Below are 25,113 nucleotides of genomic sequence, written 5' to 3' on the forward strand. Positions count from 1 at the left end.
AATACACACCCTTGTTCTAGACTTGCCGCCATGTCCGATACACCTACCCTCTGGCTCGCGCGTTACCAGCCCTGGCGGCGGATCGCCGAACCGGGTTTCTGGGTGTTGGTACTGGCCCTGCAGCTGCTCTTCAACAGCCTCACCACTTGGATTGACCTGCGAACCTCGCCCTACTGGGAACCCCTGCTGTGGGAGGCCACGAGCAACCTCATGGTGGGGCTGTTGATCCCGGCCCTGATCGCCTTCGAACGCCGTTTCCCCCTGCGCTGGGACCGGCTGCGCGCCCACCTGCCCTGGCACGTGGCAGGCACGATCGTCTTCTGCGCGCTCCACTTGATCGGCATGATGGCCCTGCGTGAGCTGGTCTATGCCGCGTTGGAGCGGCCCTATGACCGGGGTTCCTGGCTCACCGTGTTCAGCTATGAGTATCTGAAGGACGTGCGCAGCTACGTGCTCATCCTCGCCGCCGTGCTGAGCTACCGCTTGCTGCTGCTGCGCCTGCAGGGCGAAGCCCGTGTGCTGGATGCGCCCGATCCGCCTGCCACCGGGACCTCGGAAACCGCGCCCCCATCCATCACCTCTGCCACGGCCGAAAGCGCCACGCGGCCCGAACGGTTCCTCGTGCGCAAGCTGCGCAAGGAGTTCCTGATCCTGGCCACGGACATTGAATCATTGCAAGCCCAAGGCAACTACGTCGGCCTGCGAGTGCACGGCCACGACTACCTGCTGCGCTCGACGCTCAATGACTTTCTGGAACGCCTGGACCCGGCGAAGTTCGTGCGGGTCCACCGCAGCCATGCGGTCAACCTGGACCGCATCGCCGAGATCGAACCCACCGATGGCGGCGACGCCAGGCTCAAGATGAAAGACGGCAGCACCGTGCCCTGCAGCCGCCGCTACCGCGAGGTGCTGCGCGCGGGCTGACGCAGCGGCATCCCAAGCGCGGCAGACTCAGGCACTTTGCGCGCAGGCCAGTGCCTCGTCCAGTACCTCCACCCAATGCCGCACCGGCGTCTCGGTGCCGCTTTGCAGATGGGAGATACACCCGATGTTGGCCGAGACGATGGCCTGGGGCTGCAATTCAGCCAGGTTACCGAGCTTGCGGTCGCGCAGCTCATAGGCGATCTTGGGGTTAAGCACGGAGTAGGTGCCCGCGGAACCGCAGCACAGGTGGGGCTCCACGCGCGCGGTGTTGATCTTGAAACCCAGCTCGCCCAGGTGCTGCTCCACGCCGCCGCGCAGCTTCTGCCCATGCTGCAGGGTGCAGGGCGGGTGATAGGCCAGGGTCGGCGTCTTTTGCCGCAGCCCTTCGACCCACTCAGGGCGAGCGGAACGCAATGCGGCCACGATCTCGGGCAGCAGCTCGCTCAGGTCCCGGGTCAGCTCGCTGATGCGCCGGGCCTTGGCCGCATAGGCCGGGTCGTCGTGCAGCAGGTGGCCGTAGTCCTTGACCGTCACGCCGCAGCCAGAGGCGTTCATCACGATGGCCTCCACGCCTTTTCCTTCGCCCGGTTCGACAAACGGCCACCAGGCGTCGATGTTGGCCCGCATCTGCGCTTTCGCCGCGTCCTGGTCATTGAGATGGAACTTCAGCGCACCGCAGCAGCCCACGTTCTCCGCTACCACGGTTTGAATACCCGCCGCGTCCAGCACGCGGGCGGTGGCGCTGTTGATGTTGGGCATCATGGCGGGCTGCACGCAGCCGGCCAGCATCAACACCTTGCGGCCATGTGTTTGCGTGGGCCAGGCGCCCGCCACCTGCTTCGCCGGCACCTTGGCCTGGAGCGCCTTGGGCAGCATGCCGCGCACGGCCTGGCCCAGCTTCATCGCGGGTGCGAACAGCGGTGAATTCAGACCTTGCTTCAAGGTCCAGCGCAGGGCACGCTCCGCCGCCGGGCGCGGCACCTTGGCCTCGACGATCTTGCGTCCGATGTCCACCAGCTGGCCGTACTGCACGCCGCTGGGACAGGTGCTTTCGCAGTTGCGACAAGTCAGGCAGCGGTCCAGGTGCAGCTGGGTGCTGCGCGTAGGCGTCTCGCCTTCGAGCACCTGCTTGATGAGGTAGATGCGGCCACGTGGGCCGTCCAGCTCGTCGCCCAGCAGTTGGTACGTCGGACAGGTCGCGGTGCAGAAGCCACAGTGCACGCATTTGCGCAGGATGGCTTCGGCGGCCCGGCCATCGGCCGTGCCTGCGAATTCAGGGGCGAGATGGGTTTGCATGGAAAGACTCAGAAGTCCGGGTACATCCGACCCCGGTTGAAGAGGGCTGCGGGATCGAATTGCCGCTTCAGCTCGCGGTGGATGCGCCCCAATGGCGCGGCCAGTGGGGTGAACACGCCCCGCGCCTTGTCCTGCGCGCGCGTGACTCGAAAGAGCGTGGCATGACCGGCGATCTCGCTCAGGCGGTCGGCGTCACCGGGGAAAGCTTGCCCCGGACCGAATTTGATCCAACGCTGCGCGCCATGCCATTCGATCAGCGTGGGCCCGAGGTTCAAGGCAGGCGCGGTGTCGGGCACGCTCAGGCGCAGCAAGGCCTCGCCATCCTCCAGTCGGAAGAAGGGCGCGGTTTGGTCGCGCAGAGCCTGCCACAGGCGCATGGCCTGGGCATCGTCCAAGCGCTGGCCACCCAGCTTGGCGCAGGCGGAGTCCACCGCAGCACGGGCACCGCGCAGGCGCAGCATCAACGCGCCGCCATGCCAGCAAGAGGCGTTGAGCGGCAAGGCCTGACCGGCCCAGGCGTTGAGTCGGGCCAGGGCCTGGGCTTCGTCCAGTTCAAAAGTCAGCGTGGCTTCGGCCACGGCGCGCGGCAAGACCTTGAGGCTCACCTGCGTGATCACCCCCAGGGTGCCGAGTGAGCCCGCCAGCAGGCGCGACACGTCGTAACCCGCCACGTTCTTCATGACCTGGCCGCCGAAGGTCAGCAGCTCGGCCTTGCCGTTGAGCAGTTGCGCGCCCAGCACGTAGTCACGCACCGCGCCGACGCTGGCGCGCGCCGGACCGTTGAGCCCGCTGGCCACCATGCCGCCCACGGTCGCCAGGCTCGGCCCGCCTCCTGCGGTGTCGCCTTTGAAGTGCGGCGGCTCGAAAGACAGGTACTGCTGGTGTTCGGCCAGCGCGGCCTCCAGCTCGGCCAATGGCGTGCCCGCGCGCACGGTCACGACCAGTTCACTCGGCTCGTGGCTCACGATGCCGGTGTAGCCGCGTGTGTCGAGGATCTCGCCCTGCAGTTCCTGGCCGTAGAAGTCCTTGCTGCCTCCGCCCCGGATGCGCAAGGGTGTCTGGTCATCGAGAGCGGCGCGCACGCGCGCCACGAGTTCTTGCAGGGCCGGTTCAACTTGCATCGCGCGATGTTAATCCAGGGATCGCGGTGGTTTGCCGGACGCGCGACCCATAAAAAAAGCCCGCCAGAGCCGTAGCTCTTGCGGGCTGAACCAGAGGAGACTCTCGCTTGCTCCGGCCGACAGCCACCACCGGGGTGAGGCTGCCCGCCTTTGCTCTTTGTAGTCCCTGGCCGGGCTTACGCGCTGGATCAGCGGTTGTAAGCGCTCTCGCCGTGGGACGTGATGTCCAGACCTTGACGCTCGTCTTCTTCGCTCACGCGCAGGCCGATGGTCAGGTCAACGATCTTGTAGGCAATATAGGAAACCACAGCCGACAGGATGACCGTGATGATGACGCCTTGGAATTGAATCCAGACTTGAGCGCCGATCGAGTAGCCGTCAGCCACCTTGTTGGCCACATAGTCGTACACACCCGTGCCACCGAGGGAAGGTGCAGCGAAGACACCGGTCAGCAACGCGCCAACGATGCCACCCACGCCGTGCACGCCGAACACGTCCAGCGCGTCGTCGGCACCCAGCAGCTTCTTGAGACCGGTGACACCCCACAGGCAGATCACACCGGACAGCAGACCGATGACCAGCGCGCCCATGACGCCCACGAAACCGCAAGCCGGAGTGATGGCCACCAGGCCCGCGACGGCACCCGAGGCGGCGCCCAGCATGGAGGCCTTGCCTTTGATCAGCGCTTCAGCGGTGATCCAGGACAGGGTTGCAGCCGCCGTGGCAACAAGGGTGTTGACGAAAGCCAGGGCGGTCAGGCCGTTGGCTTCCAGGTTGGAGCCGGCGTTGAAGCCGAACCAGCCCACCCACAGCATGGCGGCGCCCACCATGGTCAGCGTGAGGCTGTGCGGGGCCATGGCTTCCTTGCCAAAACCCAGACGCTTGCCCAACACGTAAGCACCCACCAAGCCAGCGACGCCGGCGTTGATGTGCACCACCGTGCCGCCCGCGAAGTCGAGCGCGCCCTTGGCCCACAGCATCCCGGCACCGGCAACCACCTTCTCCAGGGAAGCAGCATCGGTGATCGCGTCCGGACCCGCCCAGTACCAGACCATGTGCGCCATGGGCAGGTAGCAGAAGGTGAACCACAGCGCGCAGAACAGCAGCACGGCGGAGAACTTGATGCGCTCGGCGAAGGCACCCACGATCAGCGCGCAGGTGATGGCCGCGAAGGTGGCCTGGAAGCCGATGAAGGTCAGTTCGGGAATGTAGACGCCCTTGCTGAACGTGGCGGCCAGGGATTCAGTCGTCACGCCCTTGAGGAAGAGCTTGTCAAAGGTGCCATAGAACGCACCATCACCACCGAAGGCCAGGGTGTAGCCGTAAATCACCCACAGCACATAGATCATGCTGGTCACGACGAAGACCTGCATCAGCACCGACAGCATGTTCTTGCTGCGCACCAGGCCGCCGTAGAACAGCGCCAGACCGGGAATGGTCATGAAGATCACAAGCGCCGTGGCAACCGTCATCCAGGCAGTGTCACCCTTGTTGACGGTAGGTGCGGGCGCTGCCGCAGCAGCAGGCTCGGCTGCGGCAGGCGCAGCGGCGGCGGCAGGAGCGGCTTCGGCAGCGGGGGCCGTCTGCGCCCAGCTCGCGGAGCCAGCCAACAGGCCCAGCCCCACGACGAGTGAGAGGAGTAGTTTTTTCATGGGAGTTTCTCTTGGTCTCTTGGGTGGATGGATCTCAGAGCGCTTCCTTACCGGTCTCACCAGTACGGATACGGACAACCTGCTCCAAGTCGTACACGAAAATCTTGCCGTCACCGATCTTGCCGGTGCGGGCCGAGCCTTCGATGGCTTCGATCACGCGCTCGACCAGCTCGTCCGCGACGGCGGCCTCGATCTTGACCTTGGGGAGGAAGTCGACGACGTACTCCGCGCCGCGGTACAGCTCGGTATGCCCCTTCTGGCGGCCGAAGCCCTTGACCTCGGTCACGGTGATGCCCTGCACCCCGATCGCCGAGAGGCCTTCACGCACCTCGTCGAGCTTGAAGGGTTTGATGATGGCGGTAACGAGTTTCATGCGTTCTCCTGGTTTGAAATCAAGCCCGGCTGCACGCGGCAAACGCCAGACAGGTAGTGCGGATTTGCAAGGAACGTGCCACCTTGCCGGGGCCTGGGTTCCCTGGTCAGCTCGCGTCCGACGGGGTGATTTTTACCCTCATCACCCTGTCCGGATTTCGACGAGCGGCCCCGATCATTTCCCTTCCATCCATCCTGTCAACCCACCCTAGCGCACGCCCAGCCATGTCAGTTGATTTTTCACGGATTGCACCAACTAAGTGCACTCTTCGGTTCGCGCCCCATTTCAATGCCACTTTCTGTACCAGTTGCGCACCGCTCTTTCTCACGGCACCGCTAGGTCGCACCGTTTTAAGGAGGTTTGCGTGAGCCTGTCCCTGGTGCGCAGCCGCGCCCTGCGCGGACTGGAGGCAGCGGCTGTCACCGTGGAAGTGCATCTGGCGCCTGGACTGCCCAGCTTCACCCTCGTGGGACTGGCGGAAACCGAGGTCAAGGAAGCCCGCGAGCGGGTGCGTGCCGCCCTGCTGCACAGTGACCTGGTGTTCCCGCACGACCGCCGCATCACGGTCAACCTGGCCCCAGCGGACCTGCCCAAGGATTCCGGGCGCTTCGACCTGCCCATCGCCCTGGGCCTGCTGGCCGCCAGCGGGCAGATCGACAGCGCGGCCTTGGCGGCCTACGAATTCGCGGGCGAACTGTCGCTCTCGGGCGAGCTGCGTCCGGTGCGCGGCGCGCTGGCCATGGCCCTGGCCTTGCACGGGCAGGCCACCCGGCTGGTGCTGCCGCCCGGCAGCGCGGAGGAAGCCGCGCTCGCTCCCGATGCCGAGATTTACCGCGCCGCGCACCTGCTGGACGTGGTGCGGCAGTTCCTGCCCGCCGACTCGCAGCCGGCAGATCCGAACGACGCGGGCTGGACCCGCCAGACCATGCCCACCTTACCAGCTCAGGTGGTCAGCCCCCCCGATCTGGCCGACGTGAAGGGCCAGACCGGGGCGAAACGTGCCCTGGAAATCGCCGCCGCAGGCGGGCACAGCCTGCTGATGAGTGGCCCGCCCGGCACCGGCAAGTCCATGCTGGCCGAACGCCTGAGCGGTCTGCTGCCACCCATGAGCACCGAGGAAGCACTGGAGAGCGCGGCCCTGCTGAGCCTGGCCGGGCGCTTCACACCCGCGCGCTGGATGCAGCGCCCGACGCTCAGCCCGCACCACACGGCCAGCGCCGTGGCGCTGGTCGGCGGGGGTTCGCCGCCGCGACCCGGTGAAATTTCACTCGCGCATCACGGCGTGCTCTACCTGGACGAACTGCCAGAACTGCCGCGGGCGGCGCTGGAAGCCCTGCGCGAGCCTCTGGAGACCGGCCGCATCCGCATCGTGCGTGCGGCGCAGCAGGCCGAGTTTCCCGCGCGCTTCCAGCTCGTGGCCGCCATGAACCCCTGCCCCTGCGGTTACCTCGGCGCAACGCACCGGGTCTGCCGCTGCACACCCGACCAGATTCGGCGTTACCAGGCCCGGCTCAGCGGCCCCCTGCTGGACCGCATCGATCTGCATGTGCACGTCAACGCCCAAGCACCCGGTGAACTGCTGGGTGCCCCCGCAGGGGAAAGCTCCGCCGTCGTGCGGGCACGTTGCACGGCGGCGCGGCAACGCGCGCTGGCGCGCCAGGGCAAGGTCAACCATGCCCTGGATGGGCAGGACATCGAGCATGCGATCCAGGTCGAGGACAGCGCGCTGGATTTTCTGCGCCAGGCGGCGCAACGCCTGGGCTGGAGCGGGCGCGGCCTGCATCGCACGCTCAAAGTCGCCCGCACCATCGCCGATCTGGCTGGGTCTGAACACATGACGACGGAGCATGTGGCCGAAGCCTTGCAGTACCGCCCGGCGCAGAACGCCTAGGTAGGCTTGCGCTCATCCTTCAATGACGGCGTGCGCGGGCTAGGACTCGGCTCGGCTCGGCTCGGCTCGGCATGGAACCCAATTGCATGGCGCCATGAAAAACGCCCCAGACCTTGGAACACTGTCCACGGTCTGGGGCGTCATTCAGATCCAAGCGGGGAACTTATTTCCCCAGACAGGCAGGAATCAGATGCCGTAGCCTTCCTCGTGCAGGACATTGTCGAGGCCAGCGGTTTCCGCGTCCGCGTTGACGCGGAAGCCCACGGTCTTCTCAACCAGGAACGCCAGGATGTAGGTCACGACGAAGGAATAAACGATCACCGTCAAGGACGACAGCACCTGGGCGATCAGCAGCGTGGCACTGCCAGCGGAGAGCAGGCTCTCGGCACCGCCGACGCTGGCGAACAGACCAATCCAGATGCAGCCGATGAAGCCGGCCACCAGGTGGATGCCCACAACGTCCAGGGAGTCGTCGTAGCCGAGCTTGAACTTGAGCTCAACGGCCAAGGCGCAGACCGCACCCGCCACCAAGCCGAGCAAGATCGCCCAAATGGGCGTCAAGGAGGCGCAGGCCGGGGTGATGGCCACCAGGCCGGCCACGATGCCGGAAGCTGCGCCCACGGCCGTGGACTTGCCGAGCTTGAACTTCTCCACAATGATCCAGCCCAGAGCAGCCGCCGCCGGAGCAATCAATGTGTTGAGGAAGATCAGGCCGGTCTGGTCCACGTTGGCACCATGCACGCCGGTGTTGAAGCCAAACCAGCCAAACCACAGGACGGCCGTGCCGATCAGCACCAGGGGAACGTTGTGGCTGGTGGCCAGTTGCTTGCCGAAGCCCGTGCGCTTGCCCAGAACCAGGGCCAGGGCCATCGCGGCAGCGCCCGCGGATTGGTGGATCACCGTGCCGCCGGCCCAGTCAATGGAAGCACCGAAGCCGTACACATCATTCGCCAGCCAGCCGTCGAACTTGCCTTCGGCGTTCATGCCCCAGAGCCAGCGGAAAGTCGGGAACACGACGAACGCGGCAAACAGGGCAGCAAACAAAATCCAGGGCCAGAAGCGCGCGCGATCCGCCACGGCGCCGGAAGCCAGCGCGACAGTGATGATGCAGAAAGCGACCAGGAAGGCGTGACCCGCGAACGCGCCGTAACCGGCTGCATCCGACTTGCCAATGCCATCAGCAATGGCGGAAAGACCAAAGTCGGCGAGAGGATTGCCCGCGAACCAGGACGACGTTTGGCCCACCTGCGAGGCAATACCAGCGCCGATCAGCACATAAAGAATGGCCACCACGATGATGGAGCCGAAGCTCAACATCATCATGGACACCACGGACTTGGACTTGACCAGACCTCCATAAAAGAAGGCCAGACCAGGGGTCATGAAAATAACGAGAGCCGCGCAAAGCAACAGCCACGCAAGTTCTATCGACATTGAAACCACCTTTGGTTTTGGGTTGATGGGCTGGTCGTCAGCCACCCGTTCTCGCTCGTGCGAGCGGGGCCGCAAACGCCTGTACAGAGAGAGACTGTCTTACAGACGGCGGGGTATATGCAAAAACCTTGCCCGGGTGGGCTGTCGGTCAAAAGGGTTCGACCGGTTCCGTCGGCAGATGGCGGCGGCGCAGCAGGGCAGCGAAGCCCCAGCCCAGGGCGCAAAGTATGAGACCAGCCCCCGCGATGGTCGGGGCCGAACCCAGGCGCGCGGCGAGCGCCGCCGCCAGCAGCACGCCGATGGATTGCCCAATGAACAGAAAAGCCGCGAACAGAGACACGGCTGTGCCCCGCGCGGCCGGGGCCATCTGCGTCGCGTTGGTCTGCATGGTGTTGTGCAGCATGAAGAAGCCGAAGCCCGCCACCAAGCAGGCCGGCGCCGCCGGCCAGGCCAGGGGCGAGTAGGCGACGACGACGGCACCAGCCCCCAGCAAGGACACGCCCGAGCGCACCAGGCCAGCCTCGCCCAGGCGGGGAATCAGCCAACGCGCCGTCACCATGTAGACCACGCCGCCCGCGCCGAACAGCGCCACCACCACGCCCGCCGCGCTCAGGCTCAGGCCCAGTTCCGCGTGCAGGTGGGTGGCCCAGATGGCCAGCGCGCCAAACCCCGTGGCCCCTTCGATCAAGGCCACGATGAGCACCACGCGCGACCAGCGCCCGGTGACGATGGCCCAAGCCTGCCGGACGAAGCCCAGCCTGGGCGTTTCGGCTTGATCCGTGTGGACGGCGCCTGCGTGCTGGCGCGCCATGCGCCGACCCTCGCGCCAGAGCAGCACACCCGCAGCACCGAACAGCAACGTCATCAGCACAAAGGCCCAGCGCCAGCCCAGGGTGTCGGTGAACAAGCCGCCGAACACCTGCCCGCTGGTCAGGCCCAGGGTCGTGCCCAGGGCCAGCTTGGCCAACGTTTCCTGGCGCTGCGCATAGGGCACGTTGTCGCCTATCCAGGCCATGGACAGCGGAATGATGGCGGCCGCGCCCAGCGCGGTGAGCATGCGCGCGACCACCAGCATGTCCAGCCCCAAAGCGAATACGGCCAGCACGCAGCCCACACTGCAGCCCAGCGTGGCCCAGGTGACCACGCGGAATTTGCCCAGCCGATCACCCAGCGGCCCGTAGAACAACTGGCACAGGCCGTAGACAACGGCGAAGAAAGAAATGGTGCGCGCCGCCTCGGCCAGACCCACATTGAATTCACGCGACAGCTCAGGCAGCATGGCATCACACAGGCGCTGCACGGCCATGCTGGAATACGTGGCGCAGGACAAGAGCAGAACGCTGCGACGCGTGGAAGCACTGAGTTGGGACATGGGGGGAGGTGTGAAGAAAGAGGCGGCGTGAGCGTGCAGGCCGTGCGCGACGCAAGCCATGCGCGCGGCTCGCGGCTGTTCGGCGGTGGCGCTCATCATAATGAGCCCCATGCCCACGCGCAGCGCCCCGCCGCCATACCCTGACTCTCCGCTCAAGCCCTCGGCCCCCTCAGAACCTCCGCCCCCAGGCCGCTTCATCGGCTGGCTGTCGCTGGCCCAGTTGATCAGCTGGGGCAGCGTGTTTTACCTCTTCGGCCTGCTGCTGGAGCCGGTGGAACAGGAGCTGGGTCTGACGCGCGCCCAGACCTCGCTGGGCTTCAGCCTGGCGCTGCTGGCTGAAGGCTTGATGGCCTGGCCCGTGGGCCGCTGGATCGACCGAGGGCATGAACGCGCGGTGATGGTCGGCGGCTCCCTGCTGCTGGCCCTGGGCCTGCTGCTGCACAGCCAGATCGACGGCCTCGCGGCTTTTTACGCGGTCTGGCTGCTGCTGGGTGTAGGACTGGCCGGGGCGTTGTACCCACCGGCCTTCGCGGTCATCATCCGCCGCTACCCGCAGGACTTCCGCCGCGCCATCATCGTCATCACCTTCCTGGGCGGCCTGGCCAGCACGGTCTTCATCCCGCTCAGCGCCGGGCTCATCCACGCCTTGGGCTGGCGCCACGCCCTCTGGCCGCTGGCCGCCCTGCACCTGCTGATCTGCGTGCCCATCCACTGGCGCGTGCTGCGTGGTGCGCCACGGCCTGAACGCGCCACGTCGCGGTCAGCCGACATGAAACCCCAGGGCACAAGACGGCCCACCCCGCTGCGTCAGCACCTGCTGAGCGCACCCTACCTGCTGGTGGGCCTGTTCATCGTGCTCTTCATGGGTGTGTCCGCCGCCATCCCGCCGCACCTGGTCAGCCTGCTGCGCGGCCACGGTCTGCCCGAAACCTGGGCCATCCTGGCGCCTGCCCTGATCGGCGTGGTGCAGGTGGCGGGGCGTGCCCTGCTCTTTTTCTTCGAGGCGCGCTGGAGCCTGCACACCGTCAACCGCATCATCCCCACCCTCGTGCCGCTGGCCTTGCTGACGCTGCTGCTCGCCCCCCTGCTGGCCGCGCCCTTCGCGGGCCACGCGCTGTCGGTGCAGATCGGGCTGGTGCTGCTCTTTGTGGCCCTCTACGGCTTGGGCAACGGCATGCTCACCATCGTCAAAGGCACGGCCGTGGCCGAATACGTGGACCGCAGCCAAGCCGCCAGCCTCAACGGCGCGCTCGGCCTGCCCCAGGCCCTGAGCCGCGCCGCCATGCCTTGGCTGCTGGGCGTGATGTGGACCCCCACCGCCGCCTACCGGAATGGCTTGTGGCTGATGCTGGGCCTGTGCCTGCTGGGACTGGCGGCCTTGGTGTGGGCGCAACACCATGCGGGTCGACAGGGCAGTGAATTACATAAGCCGGCTTGATTCCGCAGGCGCGGGAATTAAGATCGCGCCAACCCAACCCAACCCAACAGGAGCCCCTCATGCCCAAAGGTGTACAACGCAACGACAAGATGGCGAAGAAACCCAAGAAGGACACCAGTCCTCCGCCGGAATCCTCGTCCGTGTCCACCCGCCCCGTCCCGCCCACCACGGCGGTGATGCCCAAGGGGAAGATGAAGAACAAGTAGGTTCTGGGCCGGCCATGGCGCCTCGCGAACTTTGCCGGGCTCCCGGAACCCAAACCATCTCGCATCATCCCGAGGGTTGCATGAACATAGGCATCCAGCCCTCGCACCTGACCAACCACTTTCCCATCTAGCGCAACCCCTTGCAGTTCAGGTACCGACGGGAATGCGTGACGCCCGGTCCTTGGCCCATGGAGGGACTTCCGTCCGAGAGGGCATGGCGTGCCATGATGCATGCACAGCAAACGCCGAGGGGCGCTCAGCCCTCACGCAGGCAAACCACCCACTGATGCCCCCTCCATCTGCATACGGAGCTTCGCATGTCCACTGGCGCCATCCTCACTGTTCTGTCGAATATCCCCTGGGGTCAGGTCATGGAGAACGCCCCGAAGGTCGCGGACGGCGCGGCGAAGTTGTGGGGCAAGGTCACGGGCTCCCAGAAATCGACGGGGTCAGCGCAAGGGCTCGGTGGCTCCGCTTCCACGAATGCGCCGACGGAAACCGAAGCACTGCGGTCCCAGCTGCTGGTGTTGGAAGCGTCGATGATGAGCCTCGAGGAACAGATGCGTGCTTCGTCTGAACTGATCAAGGCGCTCGCCGACCAGAACACCCAACTCGTTCAGCGCATCGAACTGAACCGGGTCCGCCTGCGGCGCCTGGGCTGGACGCTCGCTGGCGCAGGGCTCTTGCTGCTCGCTGCAGTCGGCTATTTGATGCTGCGCCAGTGACACCTCACTAGAATGCACCCGCCGATCCTCGTGATCGGCAGCGTTCTCAGGGCGGGGTGCAATTCCCCACCGGCGGTAATTGCAGGCAACTGCAAAAGCCCGCGAGCGCCCGGCCTCCGCCCTTGTGGAAGCCGGGGTCAGCAGATCTGGTGCGATGCCAGAGCCGACGGTGACAGTCCGGATGAAAGAGATCGCGTGCTCAGGCCGGGAGCGCCGCATGGTGTGCCCGGCCGTTGCGCGTGCGCCCTGATTCTGGCCATCACTCTTTGCGAGTTCATCCATGAATCAGATCCTCACCAACACCCCCACTTTCGATGCGCCCGAGCCAGCAGGCTTGCATGCGCGCCGCGTCGCCATCCTCAGCGCGAGCTGGCACGAGGACATCGTCGCCCATGCCGTGGCAGCCGCACGCGCGGAACTGTTGCGAAGTTGGAGCACGCCCCCGCGTGTCGAACACTTCCAGGTACCTGGCGCCTTTGAGATTCCGCTGCACGCCCTCCAGCTCGCCGCGTCAGGGGACTACGACGCCATCATCGCCTGCGGCCTGGTGGTCAACGGCGGCATCTACCGCCATGATTTCGTCGCCGCCGCGGTGATCAACGGTTTGATGCAGGTCCAACTGCAGACGGCCGTGCCCGTTTTCTCGGCCGTGCTCACGCCCCGAGACTTTCACGAGCACGAAGAGCACCAGCGCTTCTTCCGTGAGCACTTCGTCAAGAAAGGAACCGAAGTGGCGCGCGCTTGCGTGGAGACCTTGGGCAGCCTCGCCAAACTCAGGCACTCGGCGTCAGCACGGCATCGCGCGCAAAGCCTCTGAACTCAGGGCTGCGGCCTCACCGCCGCTCGACGTACGCCAACACCGCCTCCAACATCCGCCTGACGTAGGGCTGGATACCCACGGCCTCTTCAGGCAGGTAGTCAAAAGGCGGTTGTTCCATCATGTAGCTGGCCTGCGTCATTTCCAGCTGGATGGCGTGCACGCCCTGCGCGGGCTGGCCGTGCTGGCGGGTGATGTGGCCGCCCTTGAAGCGGCCATTGAGCACGGCGCTGTAGCCGCTCTGCCCCGCCTCTCGGCCGATGGCGAGCAGTTGCTCGGCCAGGGCCGGGGTGCAGCTGGCGCCGTCGGCGGTGCCCAGGTTGAGGTCGGGCAGACGTCCCTCGAAGAAACGCGGCACGACCGAGCGGATGGAATGCGCGTCCCACAGGGCGGTTACGCCGTGCACGGCCTTGAGGCGCGCGAGTTCGGCGCTGAGCTGCGCGTGGTAGGGCCGCCAGATCGCCTCGCGGCGCGCGGCAATCTCGGCGGCGTCGGGTTGATCGGCCGGGTTCTGGTACAGCGGGGTGTCGTCGAAGGTGTCGATCGGACACAGGCCGGTCACGCTCTGGCCGGGGTAGAGGCTGCTGCCATCCGGCGGGCGGTTGAGGTCAACGACGTAGCGCGAATGCGTGGCCACGAGCACGGAGGCGCCCAACTCGTCGGCGAAGTCGTAGAGCCGCTCCAGGTGCCAGTCGGTGTCAGGCACACCACGCGCTTCCTCGGTCAGGCGCTGCGCCAGCGCGGGCGGCACATGGGTGCCCACATGCGGCATGGAGATCAGCAGCGGGCGCTTGCCCTGGCGAAAGCGGAAAGGCGGCTCGTTCGTGGTGAAGTTCATGGACGGGTGTTCTCCAGAAGTTGACGGCGTGCGTGGATGAAAGCAGCGCGCGCGCTAGCGCTTTCGGCATGCTGTCCGTGTTGCACGCGCAGTCGGCCACCGGCCCAGACGCGGGCGACGGCCGACTGGCGGTGGCTGGCGAAGACATGGGCCGAGAGCATGTCTTCGGGTGTGTTCAATCCCTGCAGCAGCGGATGCGCGGCGTCCAGTTCCACCAGGTCGGCGCGCTGACCCACACACAAGCCCGCACCCGCACCCGCGTTCAGGGTACCGCTGGCTTGGGCTCCTCCCGACACGGCGGCCAGGGTCATGGCCGTGGCCACATGCGGCTGCATGGTTGTGGCCAGCACATTGCGCTGGCGGGTGGCCAGGCGCTGGCTGTATTCGAGCATCAGCAGTTCCTCGGCGGCGTTCACGGTGGCATGGCTGTCCGAGCCCACGCCCCAGCGGCCACCCGCAGCCAGCCAACGCGACAGGTCGAAGATGCCGTCGCCCAGATTGGCCTCGGTCGTCGGACACAGGCCCGCGACCGCGCCCGTCGCGGCCGCGCGGCGGTATTCGTCCGCGTCCATGTGGGTGGCGTGCACCAGGCACCAGTGCGCGTCCACCGACGCGTGGTCCAGCAGCCACTGCACGGGGCGCTGGCCGCTCCAGGCCAGACAAGCGTCAACCTCGCCGGTCTGCTCGGCGATGTGGATGTGGATGGGGGCGGTCGGGTCCTGGGCACGCAGTCCTTCAAGCGCCGCGCGCAAGGCATCCGGCGGCACGGCGCGCAGCGAGTGTGGCGCCAGGCCCAGGCGTGCGCCTTGCACCGCGCAGAGCGGACGCAGGCGGTCCAGCAGCGCCAGCATGTCGTCGGTGCGGCGGATGAAACGCCGCTGACCGTCGCTGGGCGGCGTGCCGCCGAAACCGCTGGTCTGGTAGAGCACCGGCAGCAGGGTCAGGCCGATGCCGGCCGTCTGCGCTGCGCGCAGCAGGCAGAGCGACAGCGTGGCGTCGTCGGCGTAAGCCTGGCCATTGGCGTCGTGGTGCACGTAATGGAACTCGCAGACCTGGGTGTAGCCCGCTTCCAGCATCTCCACGTAGAGGCCGGTGGCCACGGCCTCTAGCTGCTCGGGCGTGATGGCACCAGCCAGGCGGTACATCAACTCGCGCCAGCTCCAGAAACTGTCTTGCGCGGTGCCGCGGTATTCGGTCAGACCGCCCATGGCACGCTGGAAGGCATGCGAATGCAGATTGGGCAGGCCGGGCAACACGGGGCCGCTGGCCTGCGTCACACCCGGCGGCGGGCGGTTGCCCGGGAGCACGGCGGTGAACGCACCGGCTGCGTTCCACTGCAGCAGCACGTCGCGCGCCCAGCCCCCGGGCAAGAGCGCATGGGCGGCGAACAACGCGTCCCCGGGTTGGGTCGCAGAGGCCTGGGCTTCAGGCGACTTGGGCATGGCCATGGGTGGGCTCCACAGTGGCGTCCAGGGCCTGCGTGATGACCTGCATCAGCGCCTGGACAAAACGCAGGTTGTCGTCTTCGCTGCCGATGGACACGCGCAGGCAGTGGGTGAACCCCGGCTCCTTCCAGGGCTTGACGATCACGCCCCGGGCCAGCAAGGCCTCGGCCACCGGCGCGCTGGGTTGGCCCAAATCCAGGAAGAGGAAGTTGGCCGCCGAGGGCGCGATGCGCAGGCCCGCGAACGGATGTCCAGGCTGGCCCAGCTGCGCGAGCGCACGCAGGCGCGCGGCCAAGGCCTCACGCAGCCGCACGGTGCGGGCCACATTGGCCTGCATGTGCGCGGGGTCGTTCCAGGCGGCCAGCGCCGCGCTTTGGGCAGCATGGTTGACGTTGAAGGGCGAGCGCACCTTGTCGAGCAGCGCCACCATCGCGGCGTCACTCGCCACGCCGTAACCCACGCGCAGGCCGGCCAGGCCCCAGGCCTTGGAGAAAGTGCGCAGCACGATCCACGGGCCGCTGCGCGCGTGCAGCAACTCCAGCACCTCGGGGTAGCCCGGCTTCAGGCGGGCGTATTCATAGTAGGCCTCGTCCAGCACCAGCAGGGTGTGGGCCGGCGTGGCAGCCAGCAAGCGCGTCATGGCCGCGCGGTCGAAGGCGCAACCCACCGGGTTGGACGGGTTGGGCACAAAGGCCAGCTTGGGGCCGCGCGCCAACGCCGTGCACCAGGCCTCCACATCAAAAGTCATGGCCTCGGTGAGGTCGAGCAATTCGACTTCGGCGCCCATCAAACGCGGGTAGATCTCGTGCAGACCGAAGGCCGGACGCTGGGTCAGCACGCGGTCACCCGGTTGCAGAAACACCTCGCACAGCAGCTTGAGCAGGTCTTCCGAGCCATTGCCGAACACCAGACGCTCGGGCGCCACGCTCAGGCCTGCGGCGATGGCTGCACGCAGCGCCGTGCAACGCGCGTCGGGGTAACGGCTGAGTTCGCCGCTCAGGGCCAGCTCGGCCAGCACCCGGGCCACGGCCGGGCTGGCGCCGAAGGGGTTTTCGTTGCTGGCCAGGCAGGCCAAGGGCTGCTCGGGCGGCAAGTGGTAACGCTGGCGCACGACGGCTGGTGCAAGGCCCGCGTTGTAGTCCGGCAAGCCGCGCGCCTGTGGTCGGGCCAGGGACATGAGCAGCTCGGACGAGGCTTGGGTCGAGGCGTTGAACGAGGAATTCATAGGCCGAAGATTTTTCCGGGGTTGAGCAGATTCAGCGGGTCCAGCGCCTGCTTGATGGCACGCATGGTCGCCAGCTCCTGCGGCGTGCGGCTGATCGCGAGATAGGCTTTCTTGTGCAGGCCGATGCCGTGCTCGGCCGAGACACTGCCCTGGAAACGGGCGACCAGTTCGTACAGCAGCTCCTCCAACACCTCGCCTTGCTGGCCGATGCTGGCGCCGTCGGTGGTGACGTGCAAATTGCTGTCGCCCACGTGGCCGAAAAAGAGCGTGTGGTGAGCGGGCCAACGCGCGTCCAGAGTCGCACGGCAGGCCTCGGCGAAGCGGCCGATGTCGGCCTGCGGCAGGCTGACGTCGAAATTGATGGGCGGGTGCAGGCGAGTCGGGAACTCCGCCGGCGCTTCGCGCAGTTTCCACAGCGTGCGCGCCTGCGCGTCCGACTGGGCTAGCACGGCGTCAACCACCTCGCCGGACTGCAGGGCTTCGTCCAACACGGCTTCCACCGCGGCGCGCAGACTGTCTTGGTCGCTGCCGTCGAGGTCAACCAGGGCCAGCAAGGGATGGGGCGGCGCGAAGGGTGGCTGTAACTGCTGCCAGGCCAGCGAGGTCTGCACGAAATCGTTCCACATCAATTCAAAGGCCGCCACGCTGTTACCGAAGCGCGCTTGCAGGCGGGCCAGCAGATCCAGCGCGGCGTCGAAGTGCGGCAGCGCCAGCAGGGCCGTGGTCCGCGCGCCGGGTTGCGGATGCAGGCGCAGCAGCACGCGCGTGACGATGCCCAACGTGCCTTCGGCGCCGATGAAGAACTGCTTGAGATCGTAGCCCGTGTTGTTCTTGATCATGGGCCGCAGCATGGGCAGCACCGTGCCATCGGCCAGCACCACCTCCAACCCCAGCACCTGCTCACGCAGCATGCCGAACTGCAGCACACCGTTGCCCCCAGCATTGGTGGCGACGTTGCCACCGATCTGACAACTGCCGCGCGCGCCCAGGTCCACACCGAACTGCAGGCCCACGGACCGCGCCGCTTCCTGCACGCTCTGCAAGGTGGCGCCGGCCTGGGCCTTGAGTACCGCGGTGCGGGCGTCGACCTGCTCGATGGCCTGCATGCGTTCGAGCGACAGCACCACGCAGCCAGGCACGGGAACGGCCCCGCCGGCCAGGCCGGTGCGCCCGCCCTGGGGCACCACGGGTACGCGGTGCGCGCTGCACAGACGCATCAACGCGCTGACCTGCGCCGTGTTGCGCGGCCGTACCAATGCCTGCGGGCGCACGGGTGGCGCGCCGCTCCAATCCGTGTGGTAACTCTCGGGCACCTCGGGGCCGGGCAGCACGAGGTCGGGGCCCAGGGTGGCCGTCAGTTCTTCGAGAAAGCGGGTAGGGGACATCGGGGGTCTTTCGCGGTCGATGGCCAGGGCCTCAGTCCTGCCGAGCCGTGCGGACCACGCGACCCTGACGCACGATGGTGCAGTCGGGTTTGTGGCCCAGCCAGTACGCCAGCTCGGCCGCGTCCTGCACGGGCCAGAGCACGAAGTTCGCTGGTCGCCCCGCCGCCAAGCTGCCGTGGCTCTGCTGCAGGCCCAGAGCCTGGGCCGCGTGGCGGGTCACGCCGGCCAGCACCTCGGGCACGGTCAGGCGGAACAGGGTGCAAGCCATGTTCATCATCAGCAGCAGACTCAGCGTGGGCGAGGTGCCAGGGTTGTGGTCGGTGGACACAGCCATGGGCACGCCGGCTGCGCGCAGTGCGGCGATGGGCGGCAGGTGCGTGTCGCGCAAAAAGTAGTACGCGCCGGGCAGCAGCACGGCCACGGTGCCGGCGCGCTGCATGGCCGCGATGCCTTCGGCGCTCAGGTGTTCGATGTGATCACAAGACAGAGCTCCGTAGCGAGCGGCCAGCGCCGCGCCCCCCATGTCCGAGAGTTGCTCGGCATGCAGCTTGACCGGCAGGCCCAGGGCCTGGGCCGCTTGGAACACCTGCTCGGTCTCGGCCAGCGTGAAGGCGATGCGCTCGCAGAACACGTCCACCGCGTCGATCAGACCCTCGGCGGCCAGCGCCGGCATCATCTCCTGGCAGACCAGGTCGATGTAGGCCTGGCTGCGGCCCGCGTAGTCGGGCGGCAAGGCGTGCGCGCCCAGAAAGGTGGTGCGCACGGTGACGCCGAACTGTTCGCCCAAGCGACGCGCGACGCGCAGCTGGGTACGCTCATGTTCGAGACTCAGGCCGTAGCCCGATTTGATCTCAATGGCGCAGACACCTTCGTCCAACAGCGCCTGCAGACGCGGCACGGTCTGCGCCAGCAACTCGTCCTCGCTCGCGGCGCGCGTGGCGCGCACGCTGGAGACGATGCCGCCCCCGGCACGCGCCACGTCTTCGTAACTCGCACCGGCCAGGCGCATGGCAAATTCGTTGGCGCGCTGGCCGCCATAGACCAGATGGGTGTGGCAATCCACCAGGCCCGGCGTGACCAAGGCGCCCTGCCCTTCGTGGCGCCGCAGATCGGCGTACGCAGCTGGCAGGTCGGTCCGTGGGCCCAGCCAGGCGATGTGGCCATGCGCCACCACCAGCGCGGCATCGGGCAGCGCGGCCGAGCTTGGCCCGCAGGCTTCGGGCGCCAAGGTCAGATCGGTCCAGACGCCGTCAGCGCTGGGAAGTTCCTGGACGTTCATGCGTGCTCCCGTTCGATGGACACGGCCAGCAAGGCGCCCGGGCCGTGCTGCGCGTCGGGCCGCAACTCCACAGGCCCGCCGCCATCCTGCCACCACAGGCCTTGGTTGGCAGTGAGCGCCCAGAAGGTGTCGAGGTCGGTGCCAACCCCGGCCCGCAACCCCGAAGAATCACTCAGGGCGCTTGAAGCGCTCGTCAGCTGCCAACGCCCCGCCAGGGCCATGACCAAGCCCTCGACCGTGTGCGGCAAGGACCCGCCTTCACGGACCACCACCACGCGTGCGCGGCAACGCCCGCGTCGGGTCATCACGTTGAAGTCATGGCAGTCCTCGGCGATCAGATCCCCTTGCACCGGCGCTTCGCCGGAAAACGCGAACGGCACCCAGGGCCGGTCCAGTCGGTGATCCACGGCGCCGTCGCTGCTGTGCAAGTGCACCCCTGCGCCCTCGAGCAGGGTGATGACACGGTCCACCTGCGCGAAGCGCGAGAAGGGGCCATTGCTGGCAATGTGGGCGATGCTGACCCGCCAGTCGAAAGCGTCCATGCCCGCGCCCGGCGGTTGGCAGACGATCTCACGCGTCACACCGCCGCCGTTCTTCCAGGGCATGGCGGGCAATTGCTGGCGGTCGAACAAGTGGACGGGCATGGCGCGGGCGGGGTGAGAACCGTAGAGATGGGATCGCTCAGACGCGAAGCGTTCAAGTGCGCTGTTCGTATGTAGCGCCTCAGCGCAGCATGGGCAGTTTCAGGCCAAACTTCTTCGCGGTCTCGATCGCCAGTTCGTAGCCGGCGTCGGCATGGCGCATCACGCCCGAGCCGCAGTCGTTGACCAGCACGCGCGCCAGGCGCTCGGCTGCCGCATCGCTGCCGTCGGCCACGATCACCATGCCCGCGTGCTGCGAGTAGCCCATGCCCACGCCGCCGCCGTGGTGCAGGCTGACCCAGCTGGCGCCGCCCGCAGTATTGAGCAAGGCATTGAGCAGCGGCCAGTCGCTCACGGCGTCGGTGCCGTCCTTCATGCCTTCGGTCTCGCGGTTCGGGCTGGCCACCGAGCCGGTGTCCAGGTGGTCCCGGCCGATCACGATGGGGGCCTTGAGCTCGCCCTTCTTCACCATCTCGTTGAAGGCCAAGCCCGCGATGTGGCGCTCGCCCAGGCCCAGCCAACAAATGCGCGCGGGCAGGCCCTGGAAAGCAATGCGCTCGCGCGCCATGTCCAGCCATCGCACCATGTGCTTGTTGTGTGGGAACAGTTCTTTCAGCTTGGCGTCGGTCTTGTAGATGTCTTCCGGGTCACCCGAAAGCGCGACCCAGCGGAACGGCCCCTTGCCCTCGCAGAACAGCGGTCGGATGTAGGCAGGCACGAAACCAGGGAAGTCGAAGGCGTTCTTCACGCCCTCGTCGTAGGCAACCTGGCGGATGTTGTTGCCGTAGTCCACGGTCGGAATGCCCATGGCTTGGAAATCCAGCATGGCTTGCACATGCACCGCGCAGCCCTTGGCGGCGGCGGCCTTGAGCGTGGCGTGCTGGGCCGGGTCGCGCTGGGCTGTCTTCCACTGCGCCACGGTCCAGCCTGGGGGCAGGTATCCGTTGATCAGATCATGGGCCGAGGTCTGGTCGGTCACGATGTCCGGCTTGATGGCGTTCGCACCACCGGCTTTGGCGCGGCGCACCAGCTCGGGCAACACCTCGGCGGCATTGCCCAGCAAAGCGATGGAAACCGCTTCCTTCTTGGCCGTGTGGTGCTGGATCAACGCGAGGGCGTCGTCGATGTCCTTGGCCTGCTTGTCCACGTAGCGGGTGCGCAGGCGGAAGTCGATGCTGCTCTGCTGGCACTCGATGGCCAGCACGCAGGCGCCCGCCAGCACGCCGGCCAGGGTTTGCGCGCCGCCCATGCCGCCCAGGCCGGCGGTCAGGATCCACTTGCCCGCCAGGTCGTTGTTGTAGTGCTGGCGGCCGGCTTCGACGAAGGTCTCGAAGGTGCCCTGCACGATGCCCTGGCCGCCGATGTAGATCCAGCTGCCGGCGGTCATCTGGCCGTACATGAACAGGCCCTTGCGGTCCAGCTCGTTGAAGTGCTCCCAGTTGGCCCACTTGGGCACGAGGTTGGAATTGGCGATCAGCACGCGCGGCGCGTGGGCGTGGGTCTTGAACACGCCCACCGGCTTGCCCGACTGCACCAGCAAGGATTCGTCGTCGTTCAGGTCCTTGAGCGAGGCCAGGATCTGGTCAAAACATTCCCAGTTGCGCGCGGCGCGGCCGATGCCGCCATAGACCACCAGGGCCTGCGGGTTCTCGGCCACGTCGGGGTCGAGGTTGTTCTGGATCATGCGGTAGGCCGCTTCGGTGATCCAGTTCTTGCAGTGCAAGGTGTTGCCGCGAGGTGCACGGATCACGCGGGTCGGGTCCAGGCGGGGGTCGGTGGTGGTGGTCATGGCGAACTCCTGGGGCAGATCTTGGAACAGAACGGAAATGAGAAAGTCGGAAGAGAAGCAGTTCAGGCCAGCGCCGGCAAGGGCATCGCCGGCACCGACTGCGCCAAGGCGCCGCTGCGCACCAGAGCGATGGCGGCCTCCAGGTCGGGCGTGATGTGGCGGTCGTCGTCGAGGTGCGGCACCTGCTGGCGCAGCAGCTGACGCACGGCCGTCAGCGGCGCGCTGGTGTTCAGCGGCGCATGGAAGTCGCAGCCCTGGGCCGCGCACAGCCACTCGATGGCGATCACGGCCATGGCGTTCTCGGCCATGGGCAGCAAGCGGCGCGCGCCGTGCGCGGCCATGGACACATGGTCTTCCTGGTTGGCCGACGTGGGGATGGAATCCACGCTGGCCGGGTAGGCGCGCTGCTTGTTCTCCGAGACCAGCGCGGCGGCCGTGACCTGCGGGATCATGAAACCCGAGTTCAGCCCTGGCTTGGGCGTGAGGAAGGCCGGCAGGCCCGACAGCGCCGGATCCACCAGCATGGCGATGCGGCGCTCGGCCAAGGAACCGATTTCGCAGATGGCCATGGCGATCATGTCGGCCGCGAAGGCCACGGGCTCGGCGTGGAAGTTGCCGCCCGACAGCGCCTCGCCGCCCTGGTCATTGCTGAAGATCAGCGGGTTGTCCGAGACGCCGTTGGCCTCGGTCCCGAGCAAGGAGGCCGCGTGGTGCAGCAGGTCCAGGCAGGCCCCCATCACCTGCGGCTGGCAGCGCAGGCAGTACGGGTCTTGCACACGCTCGTCGCCTTGCAGGTGCGAGGCACGGATGGCGCTGCCCGCCAGCAGTTGGCGCAGCGCCTCGGCGGTGGCGATCTGGCCGCGGTGCTTGCGCAGCGCATGGATGCGCGGGTCGAAGGGCGCGTCGGAGCCCTTGGCCGCGTCGGTGGCCAGGGCCCCAGTCAACAGCGCCGACTGGAACAGGCGCTCGGCCTCGAACAGCCCCGCCAGCGCATTGGCCGTGGAGAACTGGGTGCCGTTGAGCAGGGCCAGTCCCTCCTTGGGCCCGAGCGTGACGGGGGCCAGCCCCACGCTGGCCAGGGCCTGCACGGCCGGCAGGCGGCCGGTGGGCGTGTCGGCCTCGCCGACGCCGATCATCACCGCCGTCATGTGCGACAGCGGCGCCAGGTCACCCGAGGCACCCACCGAACCCTGGGCCGGCACCACCGGGATCACGCCGCGCGCCAGCATGGCTTCCAGCAGGGCCAGGGTGGCGGGGCGGATGCCCGAGGCGCCCTGGGCCAGGCTGACCAGCTTGAGCGCCATCATCAGCCGCGTGATCGGCAGCGGCGTGGCTTCACCCACACCGGCCGCGTGCGAGAGCACGATGTTGCGTTGCAGGGTTTCCAAATCCTCGGCGGGAATGCGCACGCTGGCCAGTTTGCCGAAGCCGGTGTTGATGCCATACACAGGCTCTCCGCGCGCGACGATGCGCGCCACGGTCTCGGCGCTGGCGGCCACGGCCGCCATGCAAGCGGCGTCCAACCGCAACGCAGCGCCCCGGTAGATGGTGCGCCAGTGTGCGAGCGGCACGTCACCGGGGGTGAGCGTCACGGTAGATGGGGTTGAGTCAGCAGTCATGGCATTCCTGTCTAGACAAGTACGGGCGCAAATGAGCGAAGCATGGGTCTGTCGCTTCAGGTGAAAACGGGGTTGCCGTCGGCGTGGTAACGGCTGCCCAGCCGGTAGCGGTTGGCCGGGTGCAGGCAACGCACCAGGGTCACGGGCGTGCTGCGGGTCCAGGTGCGGCGCGTCAGCAGCAGGCAGGGCTGGGTGGCGGGCATCTGCAGGTGCACGGCCTGCTCGGCCGTGGGCAGCACCGCGTCCACCACATGCTCGATCTCGTCGAAGGGGACGTTGCGCACCAGGTACTCCGAGGGCTGCTGCTGGCGGAAATCCTGCTGCCCGTAATCGGGTACCACACGCGGGTTGACGTAACGGTCTTCGAGCTGGATGGGCAGGCCGTCCTCGAAGTGCACGCAGACCGAGTGGAACACCGACTCGCCGGTGCGCACATCCAGCGCGGCGGCGATGTCGAGCGCGGCCGCGACGCGCTCGACCACCAGCATGTCGCATCGGTAGTCGTGCCCGCGCGCGCGGATTTCGCTGCCCAGGTTGGCGATCTGCAGCAAGGTGGATTGGGGCTTGGCCTCGGCCACGAAGCTGCCCACACCCGCCACGCGCACGATGCGGCCTTGTTCGGTCAACTCGCGCAGGGCGCGGTTGACGGTCATGCGCGCGATGCCGAAATGCGCCACCAGCTCGTGTTCCGAGGGCAGGCGGTCGCCCGGACGCAGGCTGCCGTCCTGGATCTTGCGGGCGATGTAGTCCTTGACCTGCTGGTAGAGCGCAACCGAGTTGGAGGTGGCGGCGGCGCGGGAACGGACGGGAGCGGCGTTGCGTGTCATGGAGTGGAGGGTTCAGTGCTCGGCGGCGGCCATGGATTCAGCGCGGATTTCCTCGGTCAGCCGCGCCTTGATGGCCATGAACTCGGGCGAGGTCTTGACCGTGTAGTGGCGCGGGTGCGGAAAGTTCACCGCGATCTCGGCCTTGATGCGGCCAGGCCGCGCGCTGAACACGGCCACGCGGTTGGCCATGAAGATGGCTTCGTCGATGTCGTGGGTCACGAACAGCACGGTCTTCTGGGCCGACTCCCAGATGCCGAGCAGCAGCTCCTGCATCAGCACCCGGGTCTGGTTGTCCAGCGCGCCGAAGGGTTCGTCCAGCAGCAAGATCTTGGGGTCATTGGCCAACGCGCGCGCGATGGCCGTGCGTTGCTGCATGCCACCCGAGAGCTGCTTGGGGAAATGCTGTTCGAAACCGCGCAGGCCGACCTTGGCGATGAAGTAGTCCGAGCGCTCCTTCTGCTGCGCCTCGGGCAGACCGCGCTCGCGCAGGCCAAAACGGATGTTCTGCTCGATGGTGAGCCAGGGGAACAGGGTGTAGCTCTGGAACACCATGCCACGATCGGCGCCCGGCCCTTCGACCGGTTGGCCGTCCAGCAAGACCTGACCGGTGCTCGGCTGGTCCAGTCCCGCGACGATGCGCAGCAATGTGGACTTGCCGCAGCCCGAGGGGCCGAGGATGGTGACGAAGTCGTTCTCGCGCACCTCGAATTGGATGGGCGTGAGCGCCTGGGTCTGGTGGCCCTTGGGGCTGGTGAAGACGCGCGAGACGCCCTGGATGGACAGCTTCAGCGACGGCTTGTGGGATGCAGGGGCCAA

General features: G+C 67.2%; 22 protein-coding genes and 1 riboswitch. Of the genes, 6 read left to right on the top strand and 16 right to left on the bottom strand.

Translation table 11 applies throughout. From position 1 onward, the window contains the following. Window positions 1–30 precede the first annotated feature (30 nt). Entirely contained in the window at window positions 31–924 is an 894-nt protein-coding gene (locus tag AZ34_RS01070; RefSeq protein ID WP_035603860.1) for a LytTR family DNA-binding domain-containing protein, read from the top strand. A 27-nt stretch (window positions 925–951) separates the two neighbouring features. Here AZ34_RS01070 and glcF read toward each other — a convergent pair whose 3' ends face one another. From glcF to glnK, 4 genes are all read right to left on the bottom strand, one after another. Beyond that, entirely contained in the window at window positions 952–2,220 is a 1,269-nt protein-coding gene (gene glcF / locus AZ34_RS01075; RefSeq protein ID WP_035603862.1) for a glycolate oxidase subunit GlcF, read from the bottom strand. A gap of 8 nt (window positions 2,221–2,228) precedes the next feature. Then, a complete protein-coding gene (gene glcE / locus AZ34_RS01080; protein WP_035603864.1) occupies window positions 2,229–3,341 on the bottom strand; it encodes a glycolate oxidase subunit GlcE in 1,113 nt (370 codons plus the stop codon). 188 nt (window positions 3,342–3,529) lie between these two features. Then, a complete protein-coding gene (locus AZ34_RS01085) occupies window positions 3,530–4,993 on the bottom strand; it encodes an ammonium transporter (RefSeq protein ID WP_051509429.1) in 1,464 nt (487 codons plus the stop codon). 34 nt (window positions 4,994–5,027) lie between these two features. Then, complete coding sequence (gene glnK / locus AZ34_RS01090; protein ID WP_006298241.1) at window positions 5,028–5,366, bottom strand: P-II family nitrogen regulator; 339 nt, start codon at window positions 5,364–5,366, stop codon at window positions 5,028–5,030. 364 nt (window positions 5,367–5,730) lie between these two features. On the opposite strand from glnK, the gene AZ34_RS01095 reads away from it, so the two are divergent. Continuing rightward, the gene (locus AZ34_RS01095; protein ID WP_035603867.1) at window positions 5,731–7,257 is read left to right on the top strand and encodes a YifB family Mg chelatase-like AAA ATPase; all 1,527 of its coding nucleotides are present in this window, start codon (window positions 5,731–5,733) and stop codon (window positions 7,255–7,257) included. Window positions 7,258–7,443: 186 nt separating this feature from the next. On the opposite strand, the gene AZ34_RS01100 is transcribed toward AZ34_RS01095, so the two are convergent. Next, window positions 7,444–8,691: an ammonium transporter gene (locus AZ34_RS01100; protein WP_035603870.1), complete on the bottom strand. Its 1,248-nt coding sequence runs from the start codon at window positions 8,689–8,691 to the stop codon at window positions 7,444–7,446. 148 nt (window positions 8,692–8,839) lie between these two features. Beyond that, the gene (locus AZ34_RS01105; RefSeq protein WP_035610541.1) at window positions 8,840–10,063 is read right to left on the bottom strand and encodes an MFS transporter; all 1,224 of its coding nucleotides are present in this window, start codon (window positions 10,061–10,063) and stop codon (window positions 8,840–8,842) included. A gap of 109 nt (window positions 10,064–10,172) precedes the next feature. Here AZ34_RS01105 and AZ34_RS01110 point away from each other — a divergent pair, with 109 nt between their 5' ends. From AZ34_RS01110 to AZ34_RS01120, 4 genes are all read left to right on the top strand, one after another. Further along, window positions 10,173–11,501, top strand: a complete 1,329-nt coding sequence (locus AZ34_RS01110) for an MFS transporter (protein ID WP_231495431.1) — start codon at window positions 10,173–10,175, stop codon at window positions 11,499–11,501. A gap of 59 nt (window positions 11,502–11,560) precedes the next feature. Next, window positions 11,561–11,707, top strand: coding sequence for a hypothetical protein (locus tag AZ34_RS18485; protein ID WP_006299124.1), 147 nt, complete (start codon window positions 11,561–11,563; stop codon window positions 11,705–11,707). 317 nt (window positions 11,708–12,024) lie between these two features. Then, window positions 12,025–12,432 (top strand): hypothetical protein, encoded by a 408-nt coding sequence (locus AZ34_RS01115; RefSeq protein ID WP_035603878.1) that lies wholly within the window; start codon window positions 12,025–12,027, stop codon window positions 12,430–12,432. Window positions 12,433–12,470: 38 nt separating this feature from the next. Beyond that, window positions 12,471–12,629, top strand: a riboswitch (FMN riboswitch). Window positions 12,630–12,712: 83 nt separating this feature from the next. Beyond that, window positions 12,713–13,249 carry a 6,7-dimethyl-8-ribityllumazine synthase gene (locus AZ34_RS01120; protein ID WP_035603881.1) on the top strand — a complete coding sequence of 179 codons (537 nt, stop codon included), beginning with the start codon at window positions 12,713–12,715 and terminating at the stop codon, window positions 13,247–13,249. Window positions 13,250–13,265: 16 nt separating this feature from the next. Here AZ34_RS01120 and hutG read toward each other — a convergent pair whose 3' ends face one another. From hutG to AZ34_RS01170, 10 genes are all read right to left on the bottom strand, one after another. After that, the gene (gene hutG, locus AZ34_RS01125; protein WP_035603883.1) at window positions 13,266–14,087 is read right to left on the bottom strand and encodes an N-formylglutamate deformylase; all 822 of its coding nucleotides are present in this window, start codon (window positions 14,085–14,087) and stop codon (window positions 13,266–13,268) included. Further along, window positions 14,084–15,535, bottom strand: coding sequence for a formimidoylglutamate deiminase (locus tag AZ34_RS01130; RefSeq protein WP_051509430.1), 1,452 nt, complete (start codon window positions 15,533–15,535; stop codon window positions 14,084–14,086). Before AZ34_RS01130 ends, hutG begins: the two co-directional genes overlap by 4 nt. Continuing rightward, complete coding sequence (locus AZ34_RS01135) at window positions 15,513–16,757, bottom strand: aminotransferase class I/II-fold pyridoxal phosphate-dependent enzyme (protein ID WP_051509431.1); 1,245 nt, start codon at window positions 16,755–16,757, stop codon at window positions 15,513–15,515. The genes AZ34_RS01130 and AZ34_RS01135 overlap by 23 nt, the downstream gene beginning before the upstream one ends. After that, window positions 16,754–18,142, bottom strand: coding sequence for an FAD-binding oxidoreductase (locus AZ34_RS01140; RefSeq protein ID WP_035603886.1), 1,389 nt, complete (start codon window positions 18,140–18,142; stop codon window positions 16,754–16,756). Before AZ34_RS01140 ends, AZ34_RS01135 begins: the two co-directional genes overlap by 4 nt. A 31-nt stretch (window positions 18,143–18,173) precedes the next feature. Next, a complete protein-coding gene (hutI, locus tag AZ34_RS01145) occupies window positions 18,174–19,421 on the bottom strand; it encodes an imidazolonepropionase (protein WP_035603888.1) in 1,248 nt (415 codons plus the stop codon). Beyond that, window positions 19,418–20,065 carry a HutD family protein gene (locus tag AZ34_RS01150; protein ID WP_035603891.1) on the bottom strand — a complete coding sequence of 216 codons (648 nt, stop codon included), beginning with the start codon at window positions 20,063–20,065 and terminating at the stop codon, window positions 19,418–19,420. Before AZ34_RS01150 ends, hutI begins: the two co-directional genes overlap by 4 nt. 79 nt (window positions 20,066–20,144) lie before the next feature. Further along, window positions 20,145–21,851, bottom strand: coding sequence for a urocanate hydratase (hutU, locus tag AZ34_RS01155; protein WP_035603894.1), 1,707 nt, complete (start codon window positions 21,849–21,851; stop codon window positions 20,145–20,147). 62 nt (window positions 21,852–21,913) lie between these two features. After that, window positions 21,914–23,470, bottom strand: coding sequence for a histidine ammonia-lyase (gene hutH, locus AZ34_RS01160; RefSeq protein WP_035603897.1), 1,557 nt, complete (start codon window positions 23,468–23,470; stop codon window positions 21,914–21,916). A 56-nt stretch (window positions 23,471–23,526) separates the two neighbouring features. Next, the gene (hutC, locus tag AZ34_RS01165; RefSeq protein WP_035603901.1) at window positions 23,527–24,297 is read right to left on the bottom strand and encodes a histidine utilization repressor; all 771 of its coding nucleotides are present in this window, start codon (window positions 24,295–24,297) and stop codon (window positions 23,527–23,529) included. Between the two features lie 12 nt (window positions 24,298–24,309). Further along, a complete protein-coding gene (locus AZ34_RS01170; RefSeq protein WP_231495563.1) occupies window positions 24,310–25,113 on the bottom strand; it encodes an ABC transporter ATP-binding protein in 804 nt (267 codons plus the stop codon).

Origin of the sequence: Hylemonella gracilis str. Niagara R (assembly GCF_000600295.1) — a bacterium.
Classification (GTDB): Bacteria; Pseudomonadota; Gammaproteobacteria; order Burkholderiales; family Burkholderiaceae_C; genus Hylemonella; species Hylemonella gracilis_A.